This window comes from Variovorax sp. PBS-H4, assembly GCF_901827205.1.
Lineage (GTDB): Bacteria > Pseudomonadota > Gammaproteobacteria > Burkholderiales > Burkholderiaceae_C > Variovorax.
This window is the reverse complement of record NZ_LR594675.1, coordinates 307,456-329,272: the sequence shown is the minus strand read 5'-3', so window position 1 is coordinate 329,272 and position 21,817 is coordinate 307,456. Positions and strand designations below refer to the sequence as shown.

The window sequence follows — 21,817 nt, the reverse complement described above, 5'->3', positions numbered from 1 at the left end:
TCAATTGTTACCGCCAGCTCATCTTCCCTCCTCCAGAACAAACCCTTGAGGCTTTTGTCTTAGTTTTCAGACCATCTTTGCTCACTGTGCCTCGATGCCGAAGGCGCGAATACGCTGCGTGATCACCTCGAACTCGGCCTTGTAGCCCGCTGCAAACTGCTCGGGCGTGGTGTTCATGATCTCGAAGCCGCGCTCGACCAGCACCGAGCGCAGGTCCTCGGCGGCAACGATGGCACGGGTCTCGGCCACGAGCCGTTGCACCACGGCCGGCGGCGTGCGCGCGGGCGCCAGGACGCCGAGCCACACGTTGGTGTCGTAGAGCGGATCGGCGAAGCCGAGCTCGCGCAGCGTCGGCACCTGCGGCAAGGCCGTCGAGCGCTCGCGGCCCAGCACCGCCAGCGGCACCAGATTGCCCGCCTGCACATGCTGCTTCGCGCTTGCCACCGACGACAGGCCGATGCTCACTGTCTTCGACAGCAGGTCGGTCACCACCGGCCCCTCACCCTTCTGAGGCACATGGACCATGCCGGCCTTGAGCTCGCGATTGAGGGACTCGCCGGCCAGGTGCCCGAGCCCGCCGACGCCCCAGGAGGCGTAGCTCAGGCTTGCGGGCTGCCGCGCGGCGAGGCGGCGCAACGCGTCCATGCTCTTGGCTGGCAGGTCGGTATTGGCGGAAATCAGCGCAGGGCTGCGCACGATCTGAGTGACGAACGCGAAGTCCTTCTGCGGGTCGTAGGGCAGCGTCTTGAAGAGGGCCGCGTTGTTGACCTGCGAATCGGTGATGGTCAGCAGCAGCACGCTGCCGTCCGCCGGCGCGCGCGCCACGTCCGCGGCCCCCAGCGCGCCGGCGGCACCTGGCTTGTTGTCGACCACCACGGGTTGCCCCAGTCGCTTGGCCAAACGCTCGCCGACCAAGCGTGCGACGAAGTCGGTGGCGCCGCCGGCCGCATAGGGCACCACTAGCCGCACGGGCCTGGTGGGAAACGGCGACGGTGTGGTGGTCTGCGCGGGCGTGCAAAGCGGCAGGGCGGCCAGGCAGCAGGCCGCCATCCAGGTCCTGAACATGGTGGGTCTTTCGGTGGTGGAGGAAACGGTCAGCGTGCGGTGGCTCAGGCGCGCTCGGCGTCGATGGCCTGCGCCAGCAGGCGGCGGAACTGCACGAGGGCTGCGTCCATCGCGAGCGGCAGCATCGGGGCCTCCGGGGCGCGCTCGATGTTGCGGGCCTGCGCGGTGATCATGTCGCGGTCCTCGTTGAAGGCGACGATCAGGCCGTCATGGATCATCTGCGTGAGCCATTCGCCGCCCAACTCCGCGCGGTGCGACTGCTGGAAGAAGTAGTGGGTGCTGGTCTCGGTCTCGGGCGTCAGCGTCTGGCAGCTATGCAGTTCGACCGCGCGCCGCATGTCGCCCTCTGCGTCGCCGGCAGGGCGGCCGCCCGAATGCATGAGCAGCGTGCCGGGCAGCACGAAGTCGTAGATGAACCAGCGGTCCACATGGTTACCGCCGAAATCGCGCGCCCGCGCCCAGTAGGCGGGCGGCGGCACGTCCTTGACCTTGCGCGTGACCCGCAAGCCGCGCGGGATCTTGTCGATAACGGGCCGCGCCTGCGCGATCGCGGTGGAACCGCCCAGCGTCTTCTCGTGCACATAACTCAGGTGCGAGAAGTCCAGCAGGTTGTCGCAGATCAGCAGGTACGGTGTGTCGTAGTGCAGGTAGCCGGGAACGTTGCGCCAGCCCGGGTGGTCGCAGGAAAAGTTGTCGGGCAGGAGCGCTTGGTCGGCCAGCGCCGGATCGCCCATCCAGACGAACACCCAGGCATGGCGCAGCGCCACCGGATAACTGCGTACGCGCGCCCTGGGTGGCACGCTGTCCAGGCCGGGCACTTCGATGCAGATGCCCTCTGCATCGAACTTGAGGCCGTGGTAGCCGCAGCGCACGCAGTCGCCCTCCTTGCGGCCCTTGGACAGCGGCGCGAGCCGGTGGCAGCAGCGGTCCTCGAGCGCGACGATGGTGCCGTCGGCGCGACGGAACAGGAGCAGCGGCTCCCCGATCACGGTGCGGTTGAAGAGGCCGTCGGCCGGGATCTCGTGGTCCCAGGCGACGACATACCAGCAGTTGCGCAGAAACATGCGCTCGTCTCCATCGGTGATTGTGTTGGGAGCGATGGTGGCGTGCATAGCCGCGCACCCGCGTCCCCTGCGCAGGGGACAGGTGCCGCAGCTCAGGCGGCCAGACGGATCAGCTCGGCGCGGTCGTGAACGCCGAGCTTGACGTAGGCGCGCTTGCGCAGCGTGAGCACGGTGGAGGCGGCAACGTCCAGGTCGGCCGCGATGCCGTCCGCCGTCATGCTGCAGGCGATGCGCGCGCAGACGTCGAGCTCGCGGGGGCTGAGCGCAGCGGCGCGGGCGTCGAGCCGGGCCCGTGCCAGTGCGATGCGCGTGGCCATCTGCCGCGCGGCCGCGCCGGTACCGACCGCATTGCGGTGCACCTGGCGCAACAGCGGCGCGACCGCCAGCACGCGCTCGATCTCCTGTGCCGCGAAGGCGCCCTTGGCCTCGCTGCGGTAGAGGTTGATGGAGAATGCGGTGCGCGGGGCTGGGGTGAACAGCAGCGTGAGCCGGTCCGACAGGTGCTCGCATTCGTAAATGCGGTGGCGCCAGGCCGAGTCGGGAATCTCGCCGGCGCGGAAGCGCAGCGCCGTCACTTCTGCGTCCTCACCCGGCTGCGCACGCATCTGCCCAGCGATGCGGATCGCGTCGTCGAAGAGGTAGAAATGGCGTCGGTACTTGTCGAAGCACTTGCCGGTGACGTTGCGCAACGCCGCCCCGAAGGCATGCCCTTCGAGCAGCGCCGGCGGATCGTCCAGGTGCGAGACCAGGCTGATGTAGTCGACCGGCAGCAGCGCATTGAGGAAGTGCAGCATGGCACGCGTCGGCTCGGCCTCGCGCGGCGCTTCCAGCAGCATCGACACCGCACGCAGGTCCAGCGTGTGCTGGTGGGGAACGGCCGGGACGCGCCAGGGGGCAGACATGCGGCCATTGTCCATTCGCTCGCCGACCGGTTGAAGCCGGCGCGGCTCGGGACAAACCCGCGCCGCGGGCTTGCTCAGAGCAGGCCGCGCCCCGCGAGATTGCGCATCAGCGCGCCGATGCCAAAGGACCAGCGCGCCGCCTGGTCGGCGTGCACGACGCGGTTCTCCAGCGCGCCGAGTTCGGGTGCCGAGATCGTCACACGGTCGCCCACCACGTGGGTGAATCCCTGCCCCGGGCCATGGCGGTCCTGGGTGGGCGCAAACATGGTACCGAGGAAGAGCATCAGCCCGTCAGGGTACGCGTGGTGCGGCCCGATGGCCTGGGACACCAGGTCGAGCGGGTCGCGGCTGATCTGCGCGAGCGAGCTCGAACCCTCGAGCACGAAGCCTTCGGGTCCGGCGACCCGCAGCGCCACCGTGATGCGGCGCACGTCGTCGATGCCGAAGTGCGCGTCGAACAGGCGTATGAAGGGGCCGATCGCGCAGGAGGCGTTGTTGTCCTTGGCCTTGCCCAGCAGCAGCGCGCTGCGGCCCTCGAAGTCGCGCAGGTTGACGTCGTTGCCGAGCGCCGCGCCCAAGGTGCGCCCGCGGCTGTCGACCGCCAGCACCACCTCGGGCTCGGGGTTGTTCCAGACCGAGCCCGAATGGATGCCGACGTCGGCGCCGGTGCCCACGGCCGACAGCACCGGCGCCTTGGTGAAGATCTCGGCATCGGGGCCGATGCCGACCTCGAGGTACTGGGACCAGGCACCCTGCGCGATCAGCACCTCCTTGACCTGGGCCGCCTGCGGCGAGCCGGGCACGATGCCGGCGAGGTTCTCGCCCAGCACGCCGCCGAGCGCGGCCCGGATGGCCTCGGACCGGGAAGCGTCGCCGCGCGCCTGCTCCTCGATCACGCGCTCCAGGAGGCTGGCGACGAAGGTCACGCCGCTGGCCTTCACCGCTTGCAGGTCGCAGGGCGCGAGCAGCCAGGGCAGTTCGGGATCGCGCCGGGCCTCGTCGCTGTTGGCCAGCGCCGCATCGAGTGCCGCGATGCGCGGCGCGTCGTTGTCGCGCAGGGCCTGGCGCACCTGGCCCACGGGGTCGTCGAGCTCGAGCAGCTGGCTGGTGGTGGGTGCGAGGCGCGTGAGGTCGTGCAGGCCGCCTTCGTGCACCATCACCGGCGTGGGTCCGACATCGGGCTGCCAGAGGCGGCCGATCAGGGCGGCGCGCTCGGCATCGCGGGGGAGGCTGGTGGCGGGTGCGAGGGTCTGGGGCATGCTGTCTCCAAGAAGTCGGGTACCGGACGCAGAGGACGCGAAGGTTCCGCGAAGGCCGCGAAAGAATTCAGGAAGGCCATTCTGTCTGCCTTTTTCGCATCCTTCGCGGAACCTTCGCGCTCTTCGCCTTCCGGTCAGCCGTATTCATTCGCGGCCTCGCACCCGCGCAACTTCCGACTCCAGATCCTTCCACGCCGGCTCCTGCGGCGCGAAGCGCGCGCGCATGTAGCCGGCCAGCTCGGCGATCTGCGCATCGCTCAGCGCGTCGCGGAAGGCGGGCATGAAGCCGACCTCGCGCGAGGCGGGCTCGCGCACGCCGTCGAGGACGGTCCGCAGCAGGTTGTCGGGGCGCGCACTCGTGAGGTTGCTGTTGAGCGCGAGCGGCACGTTGGCGCCGAGCAGCGTGGGACCGTTGCCGTCGTGATGGCAGGCGGCGCAGGCGCCGTCGAACAGGCGCTGGGCCGGGCCGAGCAGCTGGCCCTGGCGCGCCGCGGCGCTGGCGACGGCGCGCTGCGCCTGGGCATGGGCCTCGGCCTCGCCGGTCTCGGCATGGAAGGACGCGAGGTAGCTCGCCATTGCGCGGATGTCGGCGTCGGGAACTGCGGCCAGTTCGCGCACCACATCGGCCATCGGACCGCCGGCCGTGCCGTGCTGCGGGCTGTGGCCGTTGCGCAGGTAGCGGTAGAGGGACTCGGCATTCCACGGCACCGCGGACTTCGAGGCCAGGCCGGTGAGCGCGGGCGCCTCCCAGCCCTCGACCACCGCGCCCGCCAGGTAGGCGCTGCCGCCCTGCTCCGCGCCCAGCGCGTTGCGTGGCGTGTGGCAGGCACCGCAATGGCCCAGGCCGTTGACCAGGTAGGCGCCACGGTTCCATTCCGCACTCTGCTGCGCGACCGGCTGCAGGGGCGCGGGGTCGTGGAAGAGCGCGTTCCAGCCGGCGATCAGCGGCCGGAGGCTGAAGGGGAATTTCATCTCGGGCTCGGGCGTGGGCGCCTGCACCGCGGGCAACGACATGAAGTAGGCATACAGGGCCTGCAGGTCGTCGTCGCTGGTCTTGGCGAAGGCGGTGTAGGGGAAGGCCGGGTAGAGATGGTGGCCGTCGCGCGAGATGCCCTCGCGCATGGCACGCTGGAAGGCGCTGAAGGACCAGCGGCCCAGGCCGGTGCCGGGGTCGGGCGTGAGGTTGGTGGTGTAGAGGGTGCCGAAGGGCGTGTCCATCGCGCGCCCCCCGGCGTTGGGCGTGCCGCCGGGGGCGGTGTGGCAGACGGCGCAGTCGCCGACGGCGGCGAGAGTGCGGCCGCGGTCGATGGTGGCCTGGCTGTAGACAGGGGCACTGAAGGAGACGGGCGCGATGGTGGAGCGCCAGCCCAAGAGCCCCGCGATAACGCCGACGACGCCGATCACGAGAGCGGTGGCCGTGGCCCACAGACCGCGCGCCTTCGGCCACGGCACATCGGTCTCGCTTCTTCTCCCTCTGGGAGAAGGTGGGGATGAGGGCACGATGGCGCCACCATCGACCGCCCGCGTGCCCTCATCCCCACCCTCTCCCGCACGGAGAGGGAGCAAGTCCGGAGGGACCGAGGGATTCAGCGCGGCCCGCACGACCTCCGGCGTGAACGGCGGCGCCCTGAACCGCACCCCCGTCGCATCGAAGATCGCATTCGCGATCGCCGCCGTGCCCGGGACCGAGGACGACTCCCCCGCGCCCAGCGGCGGCTCGCCCGGCCGCTGCATGTGCACGACCTCGATGACCGGTACCTCGCGGAAGCTGAGGATCGGGTAGCTGCCCCATTCGCGGCTCGCGACCACGCCGGCCGGCAGCACGCCCGGCAGCGTCTCGCCGCCACCGGACGTTTCCGCCGGCGGCGCGAACTCCACGCGCTCCTTCAAGGCCCGGCTGGTGGTCTGGATCACGTTGCCGTGAATCTGGTGTTCGACCCCGGCCGGGTTCACCATCAGCCCCGCGTCGTGCCCCACCACCACGCGGCGCACATGCACCTCGCCGGTGGTCTTGTGGACCTCGACATCCGCGACCCAGGCCGACCAGGCTGCGCCGAAGCCGGGCCACTTGCTGTGCACGTAGCGGGCGTAGGCGAAGCCCTGGCCGAAGAGCACATCGCCGCCCGGCCCCACGCGCGCGTCGGCGCGCCTCGAAGGGTGGTCGCCGTCGGCATCCTCCTGCGGCCCGGTGCGCATGCGCCAGCCGGCCTTCTGCGCCGTCTCCCGCACCAGCTCCTCCGCCCGCGGATCGCGCAGGTGGCGCAGGCGGAACGCCACCGGGTCCACGCCGGCCGCGGTCGCCAGTTCGTCCACATAGGACTCGTGCGCGAAGGAGCTGGGCAGTGCCGACACGCCGCGCAGCCACGAGGCGCGCACGATCGGCGCCATGTCGTTGACCTTGACCCGCAGGTTCTCGTAGTCATAGGGCGGGCGCGCGGTGCGGTCGCCCATCTCGAAGGCCTGTGCTACCGGCTCGATGGTGCGCGTCAGCAGCAGCGCCAGCGTGGGCGCGCCGTTGGAGGGATAGGAGGTCTCGAAGTCGTAGGCTGCCACCCCGCCCTCGGCATCGAGCCCGCCGTTGACCTGCATCAGCTGCGCCGCACCCTTGGGTTCCCACGCATGCTCCTGCTCGCGCGTGAGCTGCACGCGGACCGGCGCACCGGCCGCACGCGCGAGCAGGGCCGCGTCGGCCGCCACGTCGTCGGCGCTGTTGCGGCCGTAGCAGCCCGCGGCTTCCATGCGAACCACCTCGACGGCCACATCCTCCAGGCCCATGAGCCTGGCGAGATCGGCCCGCAGCACGTGCGGGTTCTGCGAGCCGGCCCAGACACGCAACCGGACGCCAGGCTCGCCTTCGGGCTGCCAGTGCGCGAGCGCGCAAGAAGGCCCGATCGAGGCATGCATCTGGTAAGGCCAGACATAGGTGCGCGGCATCGGCTGGGCCGCGTTCGCGAGCGCTTCGTCCACCCGGCCCTCGTCGACCAGCAGGCGCTGCGTCGCCGGGTTGGCGCGGATCGCGCCTTCGAGGTCGTCGAGAGCGGGCAGTCCCGGCCAGGGCTTCCAGCGCACGCGCAGTTCGCGCAGCGCCTGCTCCGCGTGCTCCTCGCGCTCGGCCACGACGCCCACGAAGTCGCGGATCACCACCACCGCGCGGATGCCGGGGAGGTGGGCGATGGACGATTCGTCCACCGATTCCAGCGTATTGCCGATGAAGTCGCCGTGGTCCGCGCCCGCATAGGGCGGCCGCACGACGCGGCCGTGCAGCATGCCGGGCACGCGCATGTCGTGCACGAACACAGTCTCGCCCGCCAGCTTGGCGGGAATGTCGACGCGCGGGACCGCAGTGCCGACGACGCGATAGTCCTTCGGGTCCTTGAGCCGGGCGGCGGCGTCGAGCTGCAGCACCGTGCGCGTACCGGAGACCAGCTCGCCGAAGGGCACGCTGAAGGCCGCGTCCTCGCCGGCATGGATGCGGCCCTCGCGCACTTCGAGCAGCGAAGGCTGCACACCGAAGCGCTCGGAGGCCTGCTCCAGCAGCCATGCGCGTGCCTGCGCCGCCGCCAACCGCAGCGGCATGGCGTGGATCTGCAGCGAGGCGCTGGCAATGGTCGCGCCCTGGTTCGGCGCGCTCGCCGTGTCGCCCAGCACCATGTGCACCTGCGCCAGCGGCAGGTCGAGCTCCTCGGCCACCACCTGCGCGAGCGCTGTGCGGATGCCGGTGCCCAGGTCGACGTGGCCGTTGAGCGCGGTGGCGCTGCCGTCGCTCCACAGCGCCAGCAGGATCTCGGGGCCTTCGGCGGGATTGCCGAAGACCACGGGCGGTTGCCCGTTCGCAGCGGGCGGCGCCGGTGGCGTCTCGCGCACCACGACCAGCACGTCGTGCGCGTTGAGGATATCGCTGCGGCTGCGCGGCTGCTCGGCGCGCAGGCTCACGTCGCCTCGTCCCCGGCCATTCGCAGTGCCGCGGCCTGCACCGCGGTCAGGATCTCCACGTGCGTGCCGCAGCGGCACAGGTTGCCCGACAGCTCGGCACGGATGCGGGCATCGCTGGGGTGCGGGTCACGTGCCAGCAGCGCGGCGGCCTGCATCACCATGCCGTTGAGGCAATAGCCGCACTGCGCGGCCTGGGCTTGCTCGAAGGCTTGCTGCACGGGATGCCAGCAGTCGCGCGAACCCAGGCCTTCGAGCGTGGTGATCGCGCGGCCGGCCACCCCATGGGCGGGGATCACGCAGGCCCGCGCAGCCACCCCATCGACCCACACCGTGCACGCACCGCACTGGCCGAGTCCGCAACCGTACTTGGGGCCATTGAACGCGAGGTCGTTGCGCAGCACATGCAGCAGCGTCGCCGCCTCGGGCACTCGCAGCGCGCGCTCGCGTCCATTGACCGTCAGGGCGAGTTCCTGCATTGCGCTCGTGGGCTCCCTATGCGCTGATCTCGATGTCGCTCGACTGGATGCGCTTGACCCCCTTGGCCTGCATCTCCTTCCAGGCCTTCGCGAGCGAGCCGTTGAGGTCGATGGCCCGCGTGGCATCCTCGATGACATAAGCCTCGAAGCCGGCCTTTCGTGCATCCAGCGCCGTCCAAGCCACGCAGAAGTCGGTCGCCAGGCCGGTGACGAACACGGTCTTGATGCCGCGCTGCTTGAGATAGCCGGCCAGGCCCGTCGGCGTCTTGCGGTCGGCCTCCTCGAAGGCCGAGTAGCTGTCCACGCCCTTGTGGTAGCCCTTGCGGATGATCAGTTGCGCGCTCGGCAGCTTCAGGTCCTTGTGCAGCGCGGCGTCTTCCGTGCCCTGCACGCAGTGGTCGGGCCACAGCACCTGGTTGCCGTAGCCCAGCTTGATGCTGCTGAAGGGCTTCTGTCCCGCGTGCGCGCTCGCGAAGGAGGCGTGGCCCTGCGTGTGCCAGTCCTGCGTGAGCACGATGTTCTCGAAGGCGGTGGACAACTTGTTGATCACCGGCACCACGTCGGCGCCGCCCTTTACCGGGAGCGTGCCGCCGTCGACGAAGCAGTTCTGCACGTCGACCACGATCAGCGCCGACTTGTCGCTGGGCCTGACCTTCCCCGCCGCGAACAGCGGCATCGACAGGCCGGCCAGGCCCAAGGCGGCAGCGGACTGGAGAAAGATTCTGCGGTGCGTGTCGTGCATGGTGTTCGCTCCTCGGTTGATGAAAAATGCCCTGGCTCGGCTCAGACGGACAGGTAGGCCCGCCGGACTTCCTCGTTGGTCGCCAGGTCGGCCATCGAAGCCTGGTAGCGGATCTGCCCCTTCTCCAGCACGTAGGCTCGGTCGGAGACCAGCTCGGCGAAGTGCATGTTCTGCTCCGACAGCAGGATGCTCACGCCCTGCGCCTTGAGCTCCAGGATCATGTTGGCCATCTGCTCGACGATGACCGGCGCCACGCCTTCGGAAGGCTCGTCCAGCAGCACGAGGTAGGGGTTGCCCATCAGCGTGCGCGCCACGGTCAGCATCTGCTGCTCGCCGCCGCTCATGCGGCCGCCGGGACGCTGCGGCATCTCGCCGAGATTGGGAAAAAGCTTGAACAGGCGCTCGGGCGTCCACAGCGGCGCATCGCTGCCGTCGGACCAGCGGCGCGGCGCCTGCCTGCCGACCTCGAGGTTCTCCATCACCGTGAGGTCGGTGAACACGCGCCGGTCCTCGGGCACGAAACCCAGGCCCAGCTTGGCCGCGTGGTGCGGTTCGCACTTCGAGATGTCGTGGCCCAGGAAGCGCACCGCGCCGCGACGCTTGGCCAGCATGCCGATCAGCGCCTTGAGCGTGGTGGACTTGCCGGCGCCGTTGCGACCCATCAGCGCGACCACTTCGCCGCGGCGGACTTCGAGGTCGACGTCGTAGAGGATCTGGGCCGCGCCATACCAGGCGCACAGGGACTTGGCTTCGAGCAGTGTTTCGTGGGGGGTCATGTCGACAATTCCTGAAGGCGGACAACCGCTGCCGTGTTCATGCCCCAAGCTCCGCAGCGACCGCCGCCGCCTTCTCCGCGATCTTCTCGAAAGTCTTGCCGCTGCCGAAGTAGACCTCCTGCACCTTCGGATGGTCGCGGATCTCGAGCGGCTTGCCTTGCGCGATGAGGCGGCCGCGCGCCAGCACGATCATGCGGTCGGCGTACGCGAAGACCACGTCCATGCTGTGCTCGGTGAAGAGCACCGCCATGCCGCGGTCGATCACCAGCTGCTTGGTGAGCGCCATCAACGAGTTGCGCTCCTTGGGCGCCATGCCGGCGGTGGGCTCGTCCATCAGCAGCAGCTTGGGCGAGTTCGCCATGGCGATCGCGAGCTCGACGCGCTTGACGTCGCCGTAGGCGAGCACGCTACAGGGCCGGTCCGCCTGTGCCTTCATGCCGACCTGGTCGAGCAGGGCCAGCGCCTCCTCGCGCTTGTGGTCGGCGGCGCGGCGCCAGGTCGAGAACAGCTTGTGGTCGTGCGAGAGCAGGGCCATCTGCACGTTCTCCACCACGGTGAGCGAGGCGAAGGTCTCCGCGATCTGGAAGGTGCGGCCCACGCCCATGCGCCAGATCTCGCGCGGCCTGCGGCCGACCAGCTCTTCGCCGTCGAGCAGGATCGAGCCGCGGTCGGCCTTCAGTTGCCCGTTGACCATGTTGAAGGTGGTGGACTTGCCGGCGCCGTTGGGGCCGATGAGCGCCAGCAGCTCGCCGGCGGCGAGGTCGAAGCTGATGCCGTCGACGGCTTTGACGCCGCCGAAGGACTTGCCGAGTTCTGTGACTTTAAGGAGGCTCATGCTCTTGCTCTCTCGGGTCTTGCTCCCGCGGGTCTTGCTCCCTCTCCCTCCGGGAGAGGGCTGGGGTGAGGGCACGGGGCCTTCGATTCGTACCTTGCCGTGGTTTTGAGCCCGGAGCCGGGGCGTCGTCCCGGCAGCCGAGTCACTTTCTTTTGCTTCGCCAAAAGAAAGTAACCAAAGAAAAGGCGACCCCGCTGGCCGCGACCCTCCGCTTCGCTACGGGCAACCTGCGGTGCTCGCTTTTCGCGGGGTCCGCGCAAACTCGCTTCGCTCAAACACGCGCGGCCCTGATCCGCGAAAAGCTCCGCTCCTCGGCGCGGCCAGAGGGGATTGAACTTCAACGCGCCGCAGGCGCGTCCTTCTGTGGTTTGCAACTTGGCGTGAGACCTTGGTCCTCGCTCACGCTGGCACTCGCGCATACGCGCATGTACATGGACATGTCCATGCTCGTGCTCACGTGCGAGCGCACACGCACGCCCCTGTTCCAGGCCTCGCGCAGCGAGGCCGTTGGTGGCCGAGCGAAGCAATGGCCCGTTCCTATCCCCTCTGCGCGTGCCGAGGAGCGCAGCTTTTCGCGGATCAGGGACACGCGCAGTGGGGTCGCCTTTTCTTTGGTTACTTTCTTTTGGCGAAGCAAAAGAAAGTAACTCGGCTGCCGGGACGACATCCCGGCTCCAACCTTCAACCAAGCGCAACGTACCCATCGAAGTCAATGGACGAATCAAAGGCCCGGTGCCCTCACCCCAAGGTAGAGGGAGCAAGACAGTGCTCACGCCTTCACCTCCTTCAACTCGCCCGCATCCTTCTCCCGCCGCTTCCGATCGAAGAGCTGCTTCGCAAACCCCGCAATCCCCTGCGGGAACAGCAGCACCAACAAAAGAATGATCCCCCCCAGCATCGCCCGCCAGTAATCGGTATTGCGCGCCACCGTGTCGTGCAGCCAGGTGAAGGTAACAGCCCCCACGACCGGCCCCGCCAGCGTCTGGATGCCACCCAGCAGCACCATCACCAGTCCATCCACCGACTTGCCCACGCTCAGCGACTCCGGCGAGATGCTGCCTTTGGAGAACGCATAGAGTGCCCCCGCCAGCCCTGCCGCCGCGCCTGCGATGACGAAGGCCGCCCACTGCATGCGCTTGACGTCGATACCGATCGCGTCCGCCCGCAGCGCGGAGTCACGGCCCGCGCGCAGCGCATAGCCGAAGGGCGAGAACAGCACGCGGCGCAGCCACAGCACGCCCAGCGCGACCAGCGCGAGCGTGAGCCAGTAGTACACACGCTTGTCCGACAACCACGCCGCAGGCCACACGCCGGTGAGGCCGTTGCTCCCGCCAGTGAAGCTGTCCCACTGGTAAGTGATGGCCCAGGTGATCTGCGCGAAGGCCAGCGTCAGCATCGCCAGGTACACGCCCGACAGCCGCACCGCGAACCAGCCGTAGACGAAGGCGCCGGCCGCCGCGACCAAGGGCGCCACGACGAGCGCCAGCTCCATCGGCATGCCGCTCGCCCGCACCAGCAGCGCGGCGCCATAGGCCCCGAGCCCGAAGTAGGCCGCATGGCCGAAAGAGTGCATGCCGGCCGGCCCCATGATGAAGTGCAGGCTGGTGGCGAAGAGCGCGGCGATCATCAGGTCGATCATCAGCACCATCGTGTAGGGCGAGTCGGCCGTGAAGACCGGCAATGCCGCCAGCACCAGTCCGAAGACGGCGGCGGCTATCAGGTAGGCCCGGCTGGGGCGGCGCAATGGCTCCTCCTGCATGCCCACGTACCGGCTGGGCGCCTGCGGGCGGCCGAACAGGCCCCAGGGGCGCCACACCAGCACCACAGCCATCACCAGAAAGTCCACCACCAGCGTGAGCTTGGAGAAGGACACGCTGATACCGAAGACATCGACCACGCCCAGCCAGATGCAGATCGCCTTGATCTCCGCGATCAGCAGCGCGGCGGCGTAGGCGCCGGGGATCGAGCCCATGCCGCCTACCACCACCACCACGAAGGCCGCGCCGATGGTGTTGAGGTCCATCTCCAGCGTGGCGGGCTCGCGCGGCAGCTGCAGCGCGCCGCCGAGGCCCGCGAGCAGCGCGCCGAGCGCGAACACGGCCGTGAACAGCCACGCCTGGTTGACGCCCAGCGCGCTGACCATCTCGCGGTCTTGCGTGGCGGCCCGCACCAGGGTGCCGAAGCGGGTGCGCGTGAGCAGCATCCACACCAGGCCCAGCACCACCGGGCCGACCACGATCAGGAACAGGTCATAGGACGGGAACTGGCGCCCGAGGAGAGTCACCGAGCCGGAGAGTCCGGGCGCACGCGGGCCCAGCAGTTCGTCGGGCCCCCAGAGCCACAGCACCGCGTCCTTGATCACCAGCACCAGCGCGAAGGTGGCCAGCAGCTGGAACAGCTCGGGCGCCTTGTAGATGCGGCGCAGCAGCACCACCTCGATCAGCGCACCGAGCACGCCGACGGCGAGCGCCGCCAGCACCAGCGACGGCCAGAAGCCGAAGCCCGTGCCCAGCCGATCGACCAGCGAGTAGGCAATGTAGATGCCCACCATGAAGAACGAGCCATGCGCGAAATTCACGATCCGCGTGACGCCGAAGATCAGCGACAACCCCGCCGCGACGAGGAACAGCGAGGACGCGCTCGCCAGTCCGTTGAGCAGTTGGACGATGAAACCTGAAAAGCTCATGACGCGTTCGCCTCGGCTCAGTCGTTGGCGCGGGACTTCTTCAGCTCTTCCGCGGGAGGCTGGTACTTGGCGTCGGCACCGTCGAGGTACACGTAGTTGACCATCACGCCCTTGCCGCCCTCGTTCTTGGTGCGGCCCACGAAAGCGCCCATGGTCGACTGGTGGTCTTCCGGGCGGTAGCTGATCTTGCCGAAGGGCGTGTCGACCTGCAGCCCCTTGAAGGCCGCGACCAGCTTGTCGGTGTCGGTGCTCTTGGCCTTGGCAATGCCCGCGGCGGCCGACTTGATCATGCTGTAGCCCACCACCGAGCCCAGGCGCGGGTAGTCCTTGAACTTGGCCTGGTAGGCCTGCTCGAACTTCTTGTGCTCGGGCGTGTTGATGCCGTACCACGGATAGCCGGTCACGATCCACCCATTGGGGGCCTCGTCCTTCAGCGGATCCATGTACTCCGGCTCGCCGGTCAGCACACTGACGACCTCACGGTCCTTGAACAGGCCGCGGGTGTTGCCCTCGCGCACGAACTTCGAGAGGTCGGCGGCGAAGAGCACGTTGAAGATGGCATCAGGCTTGGCGTCTGCCAGGGCCTGCACGACGCTGCCGGCATCGACCTTGCCGAGGGGCGTCGCCTGCTCGGCCACGAATTCCACGTCGGGCTGCGCAGCCTTCAGCAGGTTCTTGAAGGCCGCCACCGCCGACTGGCCATACTCGTAGTTGGGGTAGACCAGGGCCCAGCGCTTCTTCTTGAGCTTGGCCGCCTCGGGCACCAGCATCGCAGCCTGCATGTAGGTGCCGGGACGCAGGCGGAAGGTGTACTGGTTGCCGCCCTGCCAGGTGATCTTGTCGGTGAGCGGCTCACCGGCCAGGAAGAAGAACTTCTTCTGCTTGGCGAAGTCGGTGACCGCCAGGCCGGTGTTCGACAGGAAGGTGCCTGCGAGCATGTCGACCTTCTCGCGCGAGACCAGCTCCTCGGCCACGCGCACTGCGTCGCCGGGGTTGGCGTTGTCGTCACGGCTGACGAGCTCGATCTTCTTGCCGTTCACGCCCCCCGCGGCGTTGATCTCGTCGACCGCCAGCTCCATGCCCTTCTTGTAGGGCTCGAGGAAGGCGGGCTGGGCCTTGTAGCTGTTGATTTCGCCGATCTTGATCACGCCCTGCGCTTGCGCGGCGGGAATCAGTGCGAAGGTGAGAGCGGCGATCGACACCGCGCTGAAGGCGAAACGCATGGCCATGGTGAACTCCTCGTTGGAATGGTTGATGAATGTCGACAGGTGGCAGTGAGGCTCAGCGGAGTCCGTCTTCGCCCTTGATCTCGGAGACCTGCAGCCCGCCGACGCGCGGCAGCGGGCGTCCGCTGTCGGTCACGGCGACGGCGACCACGATCTCATTGGCGCGCGGGGCATCGGACACGCGTGCCTCGACGGCGTCGAAATGGCTGCGCACGAAGGCGGCGTCCTTGTGGCCGAGCGGCACGTCGATGGGGGTGCCGAGCGTGCCGCGCTTCTTGGCCGAAGGCACCAGGGCCGCGCCCTTCTCGACCGCCACGCGCAACGGCGCGCCGAGCTTGGGGTGCAGGATCGCCGCTGCATGCTCGAGCTCGCCGCTTTCGCCAACGATCGCGGCCTTGCCGTAGCTCTGGGCCTGGCTGGGCTCGATGCCCAGCGCCTTGACGGCTTTCTGGCCCAGCAGGGCGCCGAGCTCCTCGCCGATGGCAATCAGCTCATCCAGCGATTCGCTGTAGCGGCCGGCGTAGGGGTTCTTGATGACCGCGATGGCGACGGCGCGGCGCGTCGGCGGGTCGATCGTCTTGCCCATTTCCTTGCGGGTTTCGTCGATCTGCACGACGAGCTTGCGGATGTTGGCGCTCATGGTTCTTTCCTTGTCCTTGTCTCTCTGAGTGAAGGGTGTCGCGGCCTCAGCGCAGGCCATCCCACTTGGCGATGTTCTCGGCGCGCAAGCCGCCGACACGGTCGTGCACGCGGTAGCCGGTGCTCATCGCGAGGATGAAGACGATCTCGTCGGCCGCCGGCGCACCCGGCACGCGGACCTCGATCGCGTCGAACTGGCCACGCACATAGCTGGCATTGATGTTGGTGAGCGGCACGTCGAGCGCCGCGCCGGGCGGCCCGACCTTCTTGGTCGAAGGCACGATCGACAGCGCGTTGCCGGGCTGCCCGGTCTTGTTCTCGTCGACGGTGCCGGCGGTGTAGGCGGCGCGATCGCCCTTCCAGCCCAGCAGCTCGCGCATGGCGTAGCCGCCCGGCACATGCCACAGCGCCCCATGCTCGAGTTCACCGGCGGCGCCCACGATCGCACCCTTGCCGTAGGTCGCGATGCGATCGATCGGCACGTCCATGGCGCGGTGCAGGCGATGCGCCATATCGACACCCACCGGGTCCAGCAGGGCCATCATCGGCAGGATGTCCGGTTCGTAGCGGCCGGCAAAGGGATTGGTCAGCACCGCGGCGATGGCACCGCGCACCAGCGGCGTCGGGGCGCGCGGGCCGAATTCGTGGTGTATGTGCTCGACCTGGGTGAAGACACGGCGGATATCGATCATGAAAACAAGTCCTGCTTTTCGTTAAGCAAATACTGAACCAAGTGCAGCAGCCTGCGGCAGATTCGCAAGTGCAGACGTGCCCGATGCCTGCAAGCTTAAGGGCTCCACCAGCCGCCATTGCCCCTGGCAAACGAGCATGGCGGAGCCGATCAGGCCGGCACGCTGCAGATCTGCGGCGCGCTCTGCGCCCGCGGCCAGTGCGCGCTGCACCTGCGCGGGGGCGAGAGGCTCGACATTCACCGTCACCGGGATGTCGCCGAGGTCGCTGTCGTCCTTGCATTCGCTGGCCGGGCGACGGTGGATGCCCGCGTCTTCCACATCGACCGCATTGGCGATCACCGTGGCGGCCGCATCGGCCTGGGCCGCCGTCGCCGCGAGCACGGTCACGCTGTCGGCAATGCCCAGGGAAAAGCTGCGCCCGCGCCAGCCGCTGGTGGCGACGCCGCGCACGGGCATCTCGGCGCGCAGTTCGAACTGCCCATCGGTCGTGAGCGGCCCGCGCTCGCGAAGATCGAAGCGCGCCAGGTCGGCGAACAGACCGACCCGCGCGGACTGGCCCGGGGCAAGGTGCAATGCGATGTCGCCGCCGTTGTTGATCCAGGCGCGCTCGATGCCTTCGCGCTGATAGCACGTCACGAGTTCCTGGGCGACGGCGCCCGCCACCGCGGCCATCGGCGTGATGAAGCCGGCGCGGAAGGGTGCGCAAGCTGCCCACATGCGGCGTGCGATGACACCCTGCAGTGCACACGCCTCGCCCACGGGCTGGCGCAGCAGCCGCAGCTCGGCCACGAGTTCGTCGAGCACCGTGCCGAAGCGCCGCCACGCGAGCTCGTGCGCGACGGCAACCTCGACCTCGTTGCCGTGCGCCTCGGCCACGATGTCGATCGGGCCATGATTGAAGTGCCAGCGGCCTCCTTCGAGGGCGCTGCGTTGGGCGTTCATCGGCGGCCCCGGTCAACCCAGCATCGGGGGCTGGCCGAGCGGCCACGGGTTGGCATCGTCCATGCGAAGCCATTGGCGCGCGAGCGGTGCGCCGTCGTTCTGCCAGGCGCCGCGGGCGAGCGCCTGCTCGAGCGAGAACACATGCTCCATGTGGCCGCCGAGCGCGGCGTAGTCCTCGCGCCGCATGCTGAACTCGATGGGCGCCACGATGGCCGGCGTCGGCACGGTGCCGAAGCTGTTGTCGGGCATGCGCAGCACATCGGCCATCACGGTGATCCCGCCGCCCGGCCACACATAGGCCGGCGCGCCGCCACAGGTCACGTTGACCAGCGCCCGCTTGATGGCACGGGTGAGCAGCACGGGGTTCTCGGTCACGCCCGCGCGCAACGACCCGCCCGCGCCGCCGAGAAAGAGCACGCTGCACAGCGAGGGCTCGCAGTTCTCGCCGATGCGCTCGACGACGCGGCGCACTTCGGCCGGCATCTGCTGCTCGACGGGCCTGAGCTCGTCGTCGAGCACGTACCACTGCGCATGCTCGCCGGTGGTGGACGTCATCAAGAGACGCAGGCCAGGCCTGGCGACGCCCTCTTCCCAGCCCTCGATGATCGAGAGCGGGTCGTCGATGTCGGTGCCGCCCCAGCCGTTGCCCGGATTGGCCACCTGGAAGTAGCGCCCCGGCGTGGACTTGCGCCCCCGCATCTGGATACCCGAGGGCTGCATGTCGAGGCAACGCCCGGCCTGGTGCTCGGTGAGCACGCCGGTGATGTGGTCGTCGACCACCACCACCTCGTCCGCCTGGCCGAAGAGCTGGCGCGCGAAGATGCCGATCGCGGCCGAGCCGCAGCCCACGCGCATGCGCTGCTCCTCGACGCCGTTGACGATCGGCGCGCGACCGGCCTGGATCACCATGCCGGCGCCGCCGTCGATCACGCATTCCACCGCCTTCTTGTTGCCCAGCAGCTGCATCAGCTCGGCCGTCATCCGGCCTTCCTTCTTGCTGCCGCCGGTGAGGTGGTGCACGCCGCCGAGCGAGAGCATCTGCGAGCCGTACTCGGCGGTGGTGACGTGGCCGACCACCTCGCCGCGATAGCGCACGTTGGCCTGCTCGGCACCGAGGAAGCGGTCGGTGTCGATCTTCACCTTGAAGCTGCAGTAGCTGAAGATGCCTTCCGTCACCACCGTGACCATGTCGACGCCCTGGGCCTTGGAAGCGACGATGAAGGGCGCGGGCTTGTAATCGGGGTAGGTGGTGGAGGAGCCCACGCCGGTCACGAAAACCTCGTCGGCGTGAAGGAGATCTCCGCTCCATTCGGGCTCGGCGCCGGGGGTGGCCGGCTCGGCAGCGGGGCGCGCGAAAGGCACCAGCGCCGGAGACTCGCTGGCCAGTTCGCGGCGCAGCAGCAGCACCGGGTCGACCCGCACCAGCACGCCCTCGCGGTTGGCATAGCGGTCGCAGGCGCCGGTGCGCCCCTCGGAGATCTGGCAGAGCACGGGGCACGCGTTGCACTCGACCTTTCCGGTGCTCATGCGCTCGTTGCGCAAGGGTGCGCGGCCGCCGGCTTCGGGCAGCACGGGTACGTCCATGCCGGGCAATCCGTCTGTCTTGGTGTGTTCGGTCATCGCGGGCTTCTCGTGAAATCGTTGCGGCAGCGGGTGCAACAAATGTGCCGGGCTGGCGCTTGTGCTGGAACTTCGCTTTGTGTAGCATTCACTACAAATTCATGTGGCGATCACTACATGAAGTCAATGTAGCAAACAGACCCGATGCTTGCAATGGTGTTTTCTCAGGTGTCGCCGACAATCGGAGGGTTGCGGCAGACTGACGGTGTTCGGCTCCGCGTCACCGCGCACCTTGTGCGTGCGCGTTTTTTCGTCCACAACCATTCCTGATTCCTATGAGTGCCTTCAGCGAAGAACGTGTGTTGAGCGTCCACCACTGGACCGACCGCCTGTTCACCTTCACCACCACCCGCGACCCGGCGCTGCGCTTCTCGAACGGCCATTTCACGATGATCGGGCTGAAGGTCAACAACAAGCCCTTGCTGCGCGCCTACAGCATCGTGAGCCCGAACTACGAGGAGCACCTGGAGTTCCTCAGCATCAAGGTCGAGGAAGGACCGCTGACCTCCAAGCTGCAGCACATCCAGGTGGGCGACACCATCATCGTGGGCCGCAAGCCCACCGGCACGCTGCTGATCGACTACACGTTGCCGGGCAAGCGCCTCTATCTTTTCGGCACGGGCACCGGCCTCGCCCCGTTCATGAGCATCATCCGCGACCCGGAGACCTACGAGAAATACGAGCAGGTCATCCTGGTGCATGGCGTGCGCCAGATCGACGAGCTGGCCTATCACGACCTGGTGACCGACCACCTGCCCAAGCATGAAATTCTGGGCGAGATGATCGAGAAGCAGTTGCTCTACTACCCGACGGTCACGCGCGAGGAGTTCCGCAACATGGGCCGCATCACCGACCTGATCGCGACCAACAAGCTGACCGACGACCTGGGCCTGCCGCCGCTGAATGCCGCCGAAGACCGCGTCATGCTGTGCGGCAGCCCCGGCCTGCTGGTGGACCTGAAGCACATCCTGGAAGGCCGGGGCTTCAAGGAAGGCAACACGTCGACCCCCGGTGACTTCGTCATCGAACGCGCCTTCGCCGAAAAGTAAATGGCAGCGGCCCGCGCACCCAAGCCGGCTACGCGCCGCACCGGCGTGCGCGAAGCCGCGGCGCAGGCCACGCGCGACAGCATCCTGCGCGCAGCGACCAAGGTGTTCGCCAAGTACGGCTACGACGGCGGCAGCGTCGAGAAGATCTCGAAGGCCGCCAACTCGTACGACCGGATGATCTATTACTACTTCGGCAGCAAGGAAGGGCTGTTCATCGCGGTGCTGGAAACCATCTACCGCCGCATGGACGACGCGGAGGCAGCGCTCCACCTGGATGCGAGCCGGCCGGTCGAGGCACTGGCAGCGGTGATCCGCTTCGTGCTCGGCTACTACCGCAAGAACCCGGAGTTCGTGACGCTGCTCAACACCGAGAACCTGCACAAGGGCCGGCACATCGCGAAGTCGCTGCGCGCGCGCGAGTACTCGTCGAGGGCCATCGCGATCATCCAGGAGCTGCTCGAAAGCGGCGTGGCGCAAGGCCTGTTCCGCAAGGACGTGGCGGCCCGCGACCTGTACCTGCTGATCGCCTCCACCGGCTACTTCTACACCTCCAACCGCCACACGCTGACCGCCTTCCTGGGCGAGCCGCTGGAGACGCCGGAGGCGGTTGCCCACTGGGAGGACTTCGTGATCGAGACCGTGCTGCGCACGGTCGACGCGGGCGCTCCCGAGGAAGAAACATCACCACCCCACGAGGACGAGAAATGGCAGAAGTCGCAACTGGCGCAAAGTCGGGCAAGGTCGTCATCCGGAACATAGGTCTGCTGCTCTCCGGCGACCTCGACCGCCCCATCCTGGAGGCCGACACGATCGTCGTGAACGACGGCCTGATCGTCGCCGTCGGCAAGGAAAAAGACTGCGACACCGAAGGCGCCAGGACGGTCATCGATGCGAAGCAGACCTGCGTCGCGCCCGGCCTGATCGACAGCCACGTCCACCCGGTGGCGGGCGACTGGACGCCGCGCCAGAGCCAGCTCAACTGGATCGAGTCCAGCCTCAACGGCGGCGTGACCACCATGATCTCGGCCGGCGAAGTGCACTACCCCGGGCGGCCCAAGGACATCGTCGGCCTCAAGGCCCTGGCCATCACGGCGCAACGCGCCTTCGACGCCTTCCGCCCCGCGGGCGTGAAAGTGCTGGCCGGTGCGCCGGTGATCGAGAAGGGCATGGTCGAGAGTGACTTCAAGGAATTGGCCGAGGCCGGCGTGAGCCTGCTGGGCGAAGTGGGCCTGGGCACGGTGAAGGCCGGCTACGAAGCCAAGGAGATGGTAGCCTGGGCACGCAAATACGGCATGCAGAGCACCATCCACACGGGTGGCCCTTCGGTGCCGGGCTCGGGCTACATCGACAAGGACACGGTGCTGGAGGCCGACGCCGACATCATCGGCCACATCAACGGCGGCCACACCTCGCTGTCGATGAAGCACGTGTGCGAACTGTGCGAGCAGAGCACGCGCGGCATCGAGATCGTCCACAACGGCAATGAGAAGGTGGCCGTCGGCGCGGCGCGCGCGGCCATCGAACTCAAGTGCCCGCACCGCGTGATCCTGGGCACCGACGGCCCGGCCGGCTCGGGCGTGCAGCCGCTGGGCATCCTGCGCATGGTGTCGCTGATCTCGTCGATGGCCGACATCCCGGCCGAGCTCGTGTTCTGCTTTGCGACCGGCAACACCGCGCGCCTGCGCAACCTGAACTGCGGGCTGATCGAACCCGGCCGCGCGGCCGACTTCGTCTTCATGGACCGGGCCCAGCACACGTACGGCAAGACCTTGCTTGAAAGCGTGCAGCTGGGCGACATCCCCGGTGTCGGGATGGTAATGATCGACGGCATCGTTCGCTGCGGGCGCAGCCGCAACACGCCGCCGGCCACGGAGATTCCGGTGGCGGTGGCAGGCGCGCACTGAGGCGCCG

18 protein-coding genes are annotated in these 21,817 nt (G+C 68.4%); 3 read left to right on the top strand and 15 right to left on the bottom strand.

Features of this window, described 5'->3' with window-relative positions:
• Positions 1-81: 81 nt before the first annotated feature.
• The 15 genes from E5CHR_RS01515 to E5CHR_RS01445 all read right to left on the bottom strand — a co-directional run bounded on the left by E5CHR_RS01515 (position 82) and on the right by E5CHR_RS01445 (position 18,857).
• On the bottom strand, positions 82-1,065 hold the full coding sequence (locus E5CHR_RS01515; protein ID WP_232061918.1) for a Bug family tripartite tricarboxylate transporter substrate binding protein: 984 nt from the start codon (positions 1,063-1,065) through the stop codon (positions 82-84).
• Between the two features lie 44 nt (positions 1,066-1,109).
• Complete coding sequence (locus E5CHR_RS01510; RefSeq protein WP_162578060.1) at positions 1,110-2,129, bottom strand: aromatic ring-hydroxylating dioxygenase subunit alpha; 1,020 nt, start codon at positions 2,127-2,129, stop codon at positions 1,110-1,112.
• 92 nt (positions 2,130-2,221) lie between these two features.
• Positions 2,222-3,031 carry a helix-turn-helix transcriptional regulator gene (locus E5CHR_RS01505; protein WP_162578059.1) on the bottom strand — a complete coding sequence of 270 codons (810 nt, stop codon included), beginning with the start codon at positions 3,029-3,031 and terminating at the stop codon, positions 2,222-2,224.
• A gap of 74 nt (positions 3,032-3,105) precedes the next feature.
• Positions 3,106-4,290 carry a fumarylacetoacetate hydrolase family protein gene (locus E5CHR_RS01500; RefSeq protein WP_162578058.1) on the bottom strand — a complete coding sequence of 395 codons (1,185 nt, stop codon included), beginning with the start codon at positions 4,288-4,290 and terminating at the stop codon, positions 3,106-3,108.
• Positions 4,291-4,434: 144 nt separating this feature from the next.
• The gene (locus E5CHR_RS01495; RefSeq protein ID WP_162578057.1) at positions 4,435-8,223 is read right to left on the bottom strand and encodes a molybdopterin cofactor-binding domain-containing protein; all 3,789 of its coding nucleotides are present in this window, start codon (positions 8,221-8,223) and stop codon (positions 4,435-4,437) included.
• Positions 8,220-8,699, bottom strand: a complete 480-nt coding sequence (locus E5CHR_RS01490; protein WP_162578056.1) for a (2Fe-2S)-binding protein — start codon at positions 8,697-8,699, stop codon at positions 8,220-8,222. The genes E5CHR_RS01495 and E5CHR_RS01490 overlap by 4 nt, the downstream gene beginning before the upstream one ends.
• Positions 8,700-8,715: 16 nt before the next feature.
• Positions 8,716-9,441 carry a bifunctional nicotinamidase/pyrazinamidase gene (pncA, locus tag E5CHR_RS01485; protein WP_162578055.1) on the bottom strand — a complete coding sequence of 242 codons (726 nt, stop codon included), beginning with the start codon at positions 9,439-9,441 and terminating at the stop codon, positions 8,716-8,718.
• A gap of 41 nt (positions 9,442-9,482) precedes the next feature.
• The gene (locus tag E5CHR_RS01480) at positions 9,483-10,217 is read right to left on the bottom strand and encodes an ABC transporter ATP-binding protein (protein ID WP_162578054.1); all 735 of its coding nucleotides are present in this window, start codon (positions 10,215-10,217) and stop codon (positions 9,483-9,485) included.
• A gap of 37 nt (positions 10,218-10,254) precedes the next feature.
• Complete coding sequence (locus E5CHR_RS01475; RefSeq protein ID WP_162578053.1) at positions 10,255-11,052, bottom strand: ABC transporter ATP-binding protein; 798 nt, start codon at positions 11,050-11,052, stop codon at positions 10,255-10,257.
• Positions 11,053-11,821: 769 nt separating this feature from the next.
• Positions 11,822-13,738: an ABC transporter permease gene (locus E5CHR_RS01470; RefSeq protein WP_162578052.1), complete on the bottom strand. Its 1,917-nt coding sequence runs from the start codon at positions 13,736-13,738 to the stop codon at positions 11,822-11,824.
• Positions 13,739-13,755: 17 nt separating this feature from the next.
• Positions 13,756-14,961 carry an ABC transporter substrate-binding protein gene (locus E5CHR_RS01465; RefSeq protein ID WP_232062260.1) on the bottom strand — a complete coding sequence of 402 codons (1,206 nt, stop codon included), beginning with the start codon at positions 14,959-14,961 and terminating at the stop codon, positions 13,756-13,758.
• 58 nt (positions 14,962-15,019) lie between these two features.
• Complete coding sequence (locus E5CHR_RS01460; protein WP_162578050.1) at positions 15,020-15,604, bottom strand: amino acid synthesis family protein; 585 nt, start codon at positions 15,602-15,604, stop codon at positions 15,020-15,022.
• A 46-nt stretch (positions 15,605-15,650) separates the two neighbouring features.
• Entirely contained in the window at positions 15,651-16,295 is a 645-nt protein-coding gene (locus E5CHR_RS01455) for an amino acid synthesis family protein (RefSeq protein ID WP_162578049.1), read from the bottom strand.
• A 21-nt stretch (positions 16,296-16,316) separates the two neighbouring features.
• Positions 16,317-17,237, bottom strand: coding sequence for a UPF0280 family protein (locus E5CHR_RS01450; protein WP_162578048.1), 921 nt, complete (start codon positions 17,235-17,237; stop codon positions 16,317-16,319).
• Between the two features lie 12 nt (positions 17,238-17,249).
• Entirely contained in the window at positions 17,250-18,857 is a 1,608-nt protein-coding gene (locus tag E5CHR_RS01445; protein ID WP_162578047.1) for a 6-hydroxynicotinate reductase, read from the bottom strand.
• Positions 18,858-19,132: 275 nt separating this feature from the next.
• Between E5CHR_RS01445 and E5CHR_RS01440 the strand changes: the two genes are divergently transcribed.
• The 3 genes from E5CHR_RS01440 to E5CHR_RS01430 are packed head-to-tail and all read left to right on the top strand — an operon-like array spanning position 19,133 to position 21,810.
• Complete coding sequence (locus tag E5CHR_RS01440) at positions 19,133-19,906, top strand: ferredoxin--NADP reductase (protein ID WP_162578046.1); 774 nt, start codon at positions 19,133-19,135, stop codon at positions 19,904-19,906.
• A complete protein-coding gene (locus E5CHR_RS01435) occupies positions 19,907-20,665 on the top strand; it encodes a TetR family transcriptional regulator (RefSeq protein WP_162578045.1) in 759 nt (252 codons plus the stop codon).
• Entirely contained in the window at positions 20,611-21,810 is a 1,200-nt protein-coding gene (locus E5CHR_RS01430) for an amidohydrolase family protein (RefSeq protein ID WP_162578044.1), read from the top strand. The genes E5CHR_RS01435 and E5CHR_RS01430 overlap by 55 nt, the downstream gene beginning before the upstream one ends.
• The last annotated feature ends 7 nt before the right edge of the window (positions 21,811-21,817 follow it).

Coding starts and splice junctions, on each gene's coding strand:
- E5CHR_RS01455 (WP_162578049.1), bottom strand. CDS start 16,295: ATGATCGATATCCGCCGTGTCTTCACCCAGGTCGAGCACATACACCAC.
- E5CHR_RS01480 (WP_162578054.1), bottom strand. CDS start 10,217: ATGACCCCCCACGAAACACTGCTCGAAGCCAAGTCCCTGTGCGCCTGG.
- E5CHR_RS01490 (WP_162578056.1), bottom strand. CDS start 8,699: ATGCAGGAACTCGCCCTGACGGTCAATGGACGCGAGCGCGCGCTGCGA.
- E5CHR_RS01450 (WP_162578048.1), bottom strand. CDS start 17,237: ATGAACGCCCAACGCAGCGCCCTCGAAGGAGGCCGCTGGCACTTCAAT.
- pncA (WP_162578055.1), bottom strand. CDS start 9,441: ATGCACGACACGCACCGCAGAATCTTTCTCCAGTCCGCTGCCGCCTTG.
- E5CHR_RS01470 (WP_162578052.1), bottom strand. CDS start 13,738: ATGAGCTTTTCAGGTTTCATCGTCCAACTGCTCAACGGACTGGCGAGC.
- E5CHR_RS01505 (WP_162578059.1), bottom strand. CDS start 3,031: ATGTCTGCCCCCTGGCGCGTCCCGGCCGTTCCCCACCAGCACACGCTG.
- E5CHR_RS01475 (WP_162578053.1), bottom strand. CDS start 11,052: ATGAGCCTCCTTAAAGTCACAGAACTCGGCAAGTCCTTCGGCGGCGTC.
- E5CHR_RS01460 (WP_162578050.1), bottom strand. CDS start 15,604: ATGAGCGCCAACATCCGCAAGCTCGTCGTGCAGATCGACGAAACCCGC.
- E5CHR_RS01500 (WP_162578058.1), bottom strand. CDS start 4,290: ATGCCCCAGACCCTCGCACCCGCCACCAGCCTCCCCCGCGATGCCGAG.
- E5CHR_RS01510 (WP_162578060.1), bottom strand. CDS start 2,129: ATGTTTCTGCGCAACTGCTGGTATGTCGTCGCCTGGGACCACGAGATC.
- E5CHR_RS01465 (WP_232062260.1), bottom strand. CDS start 14,961: ATGCGTTTCGCCTTCAGCGCGGTGTCGATCGCCGCTCTCACCTTCGCA.
- E5CHR_RS01515 (WP_232061918.1), bottom strand. CDS start 1,065: ATGTTCAGGACCTGGATGGCGGCCTGCTGCCTGGCCGCCCTGCCGCTT.
- E5CHR_RS01435 (WP_162578045.1), top strand. CDS start 19,907: ATGGCAGCGGCCCGCGCACCCAAGCCGGCTACGCGCCGCACCGGCGTG.
- E5CHR_RS01430 (WP_162578044.1), top strand. CDS start 20,611: ATGGCAGAAGTCGCAACTGGCGCAAAGTCGGGCAAGGTCGTCATCCGG.
- E5CHR_RS01440 (WP_162578046.1), top strand. CDS start 19,133: ATGAGTGCCTTCAGCGAAGAACGTGTGTTGAGCGTCCACCACTGGACC.
- E5CHR_RS01445 (WP_162578047.1), bottom strand. CDS start 18,857: ATGACCGAACACACCAAGACAGACGGATTGCCCGGCATGGACGTACCC.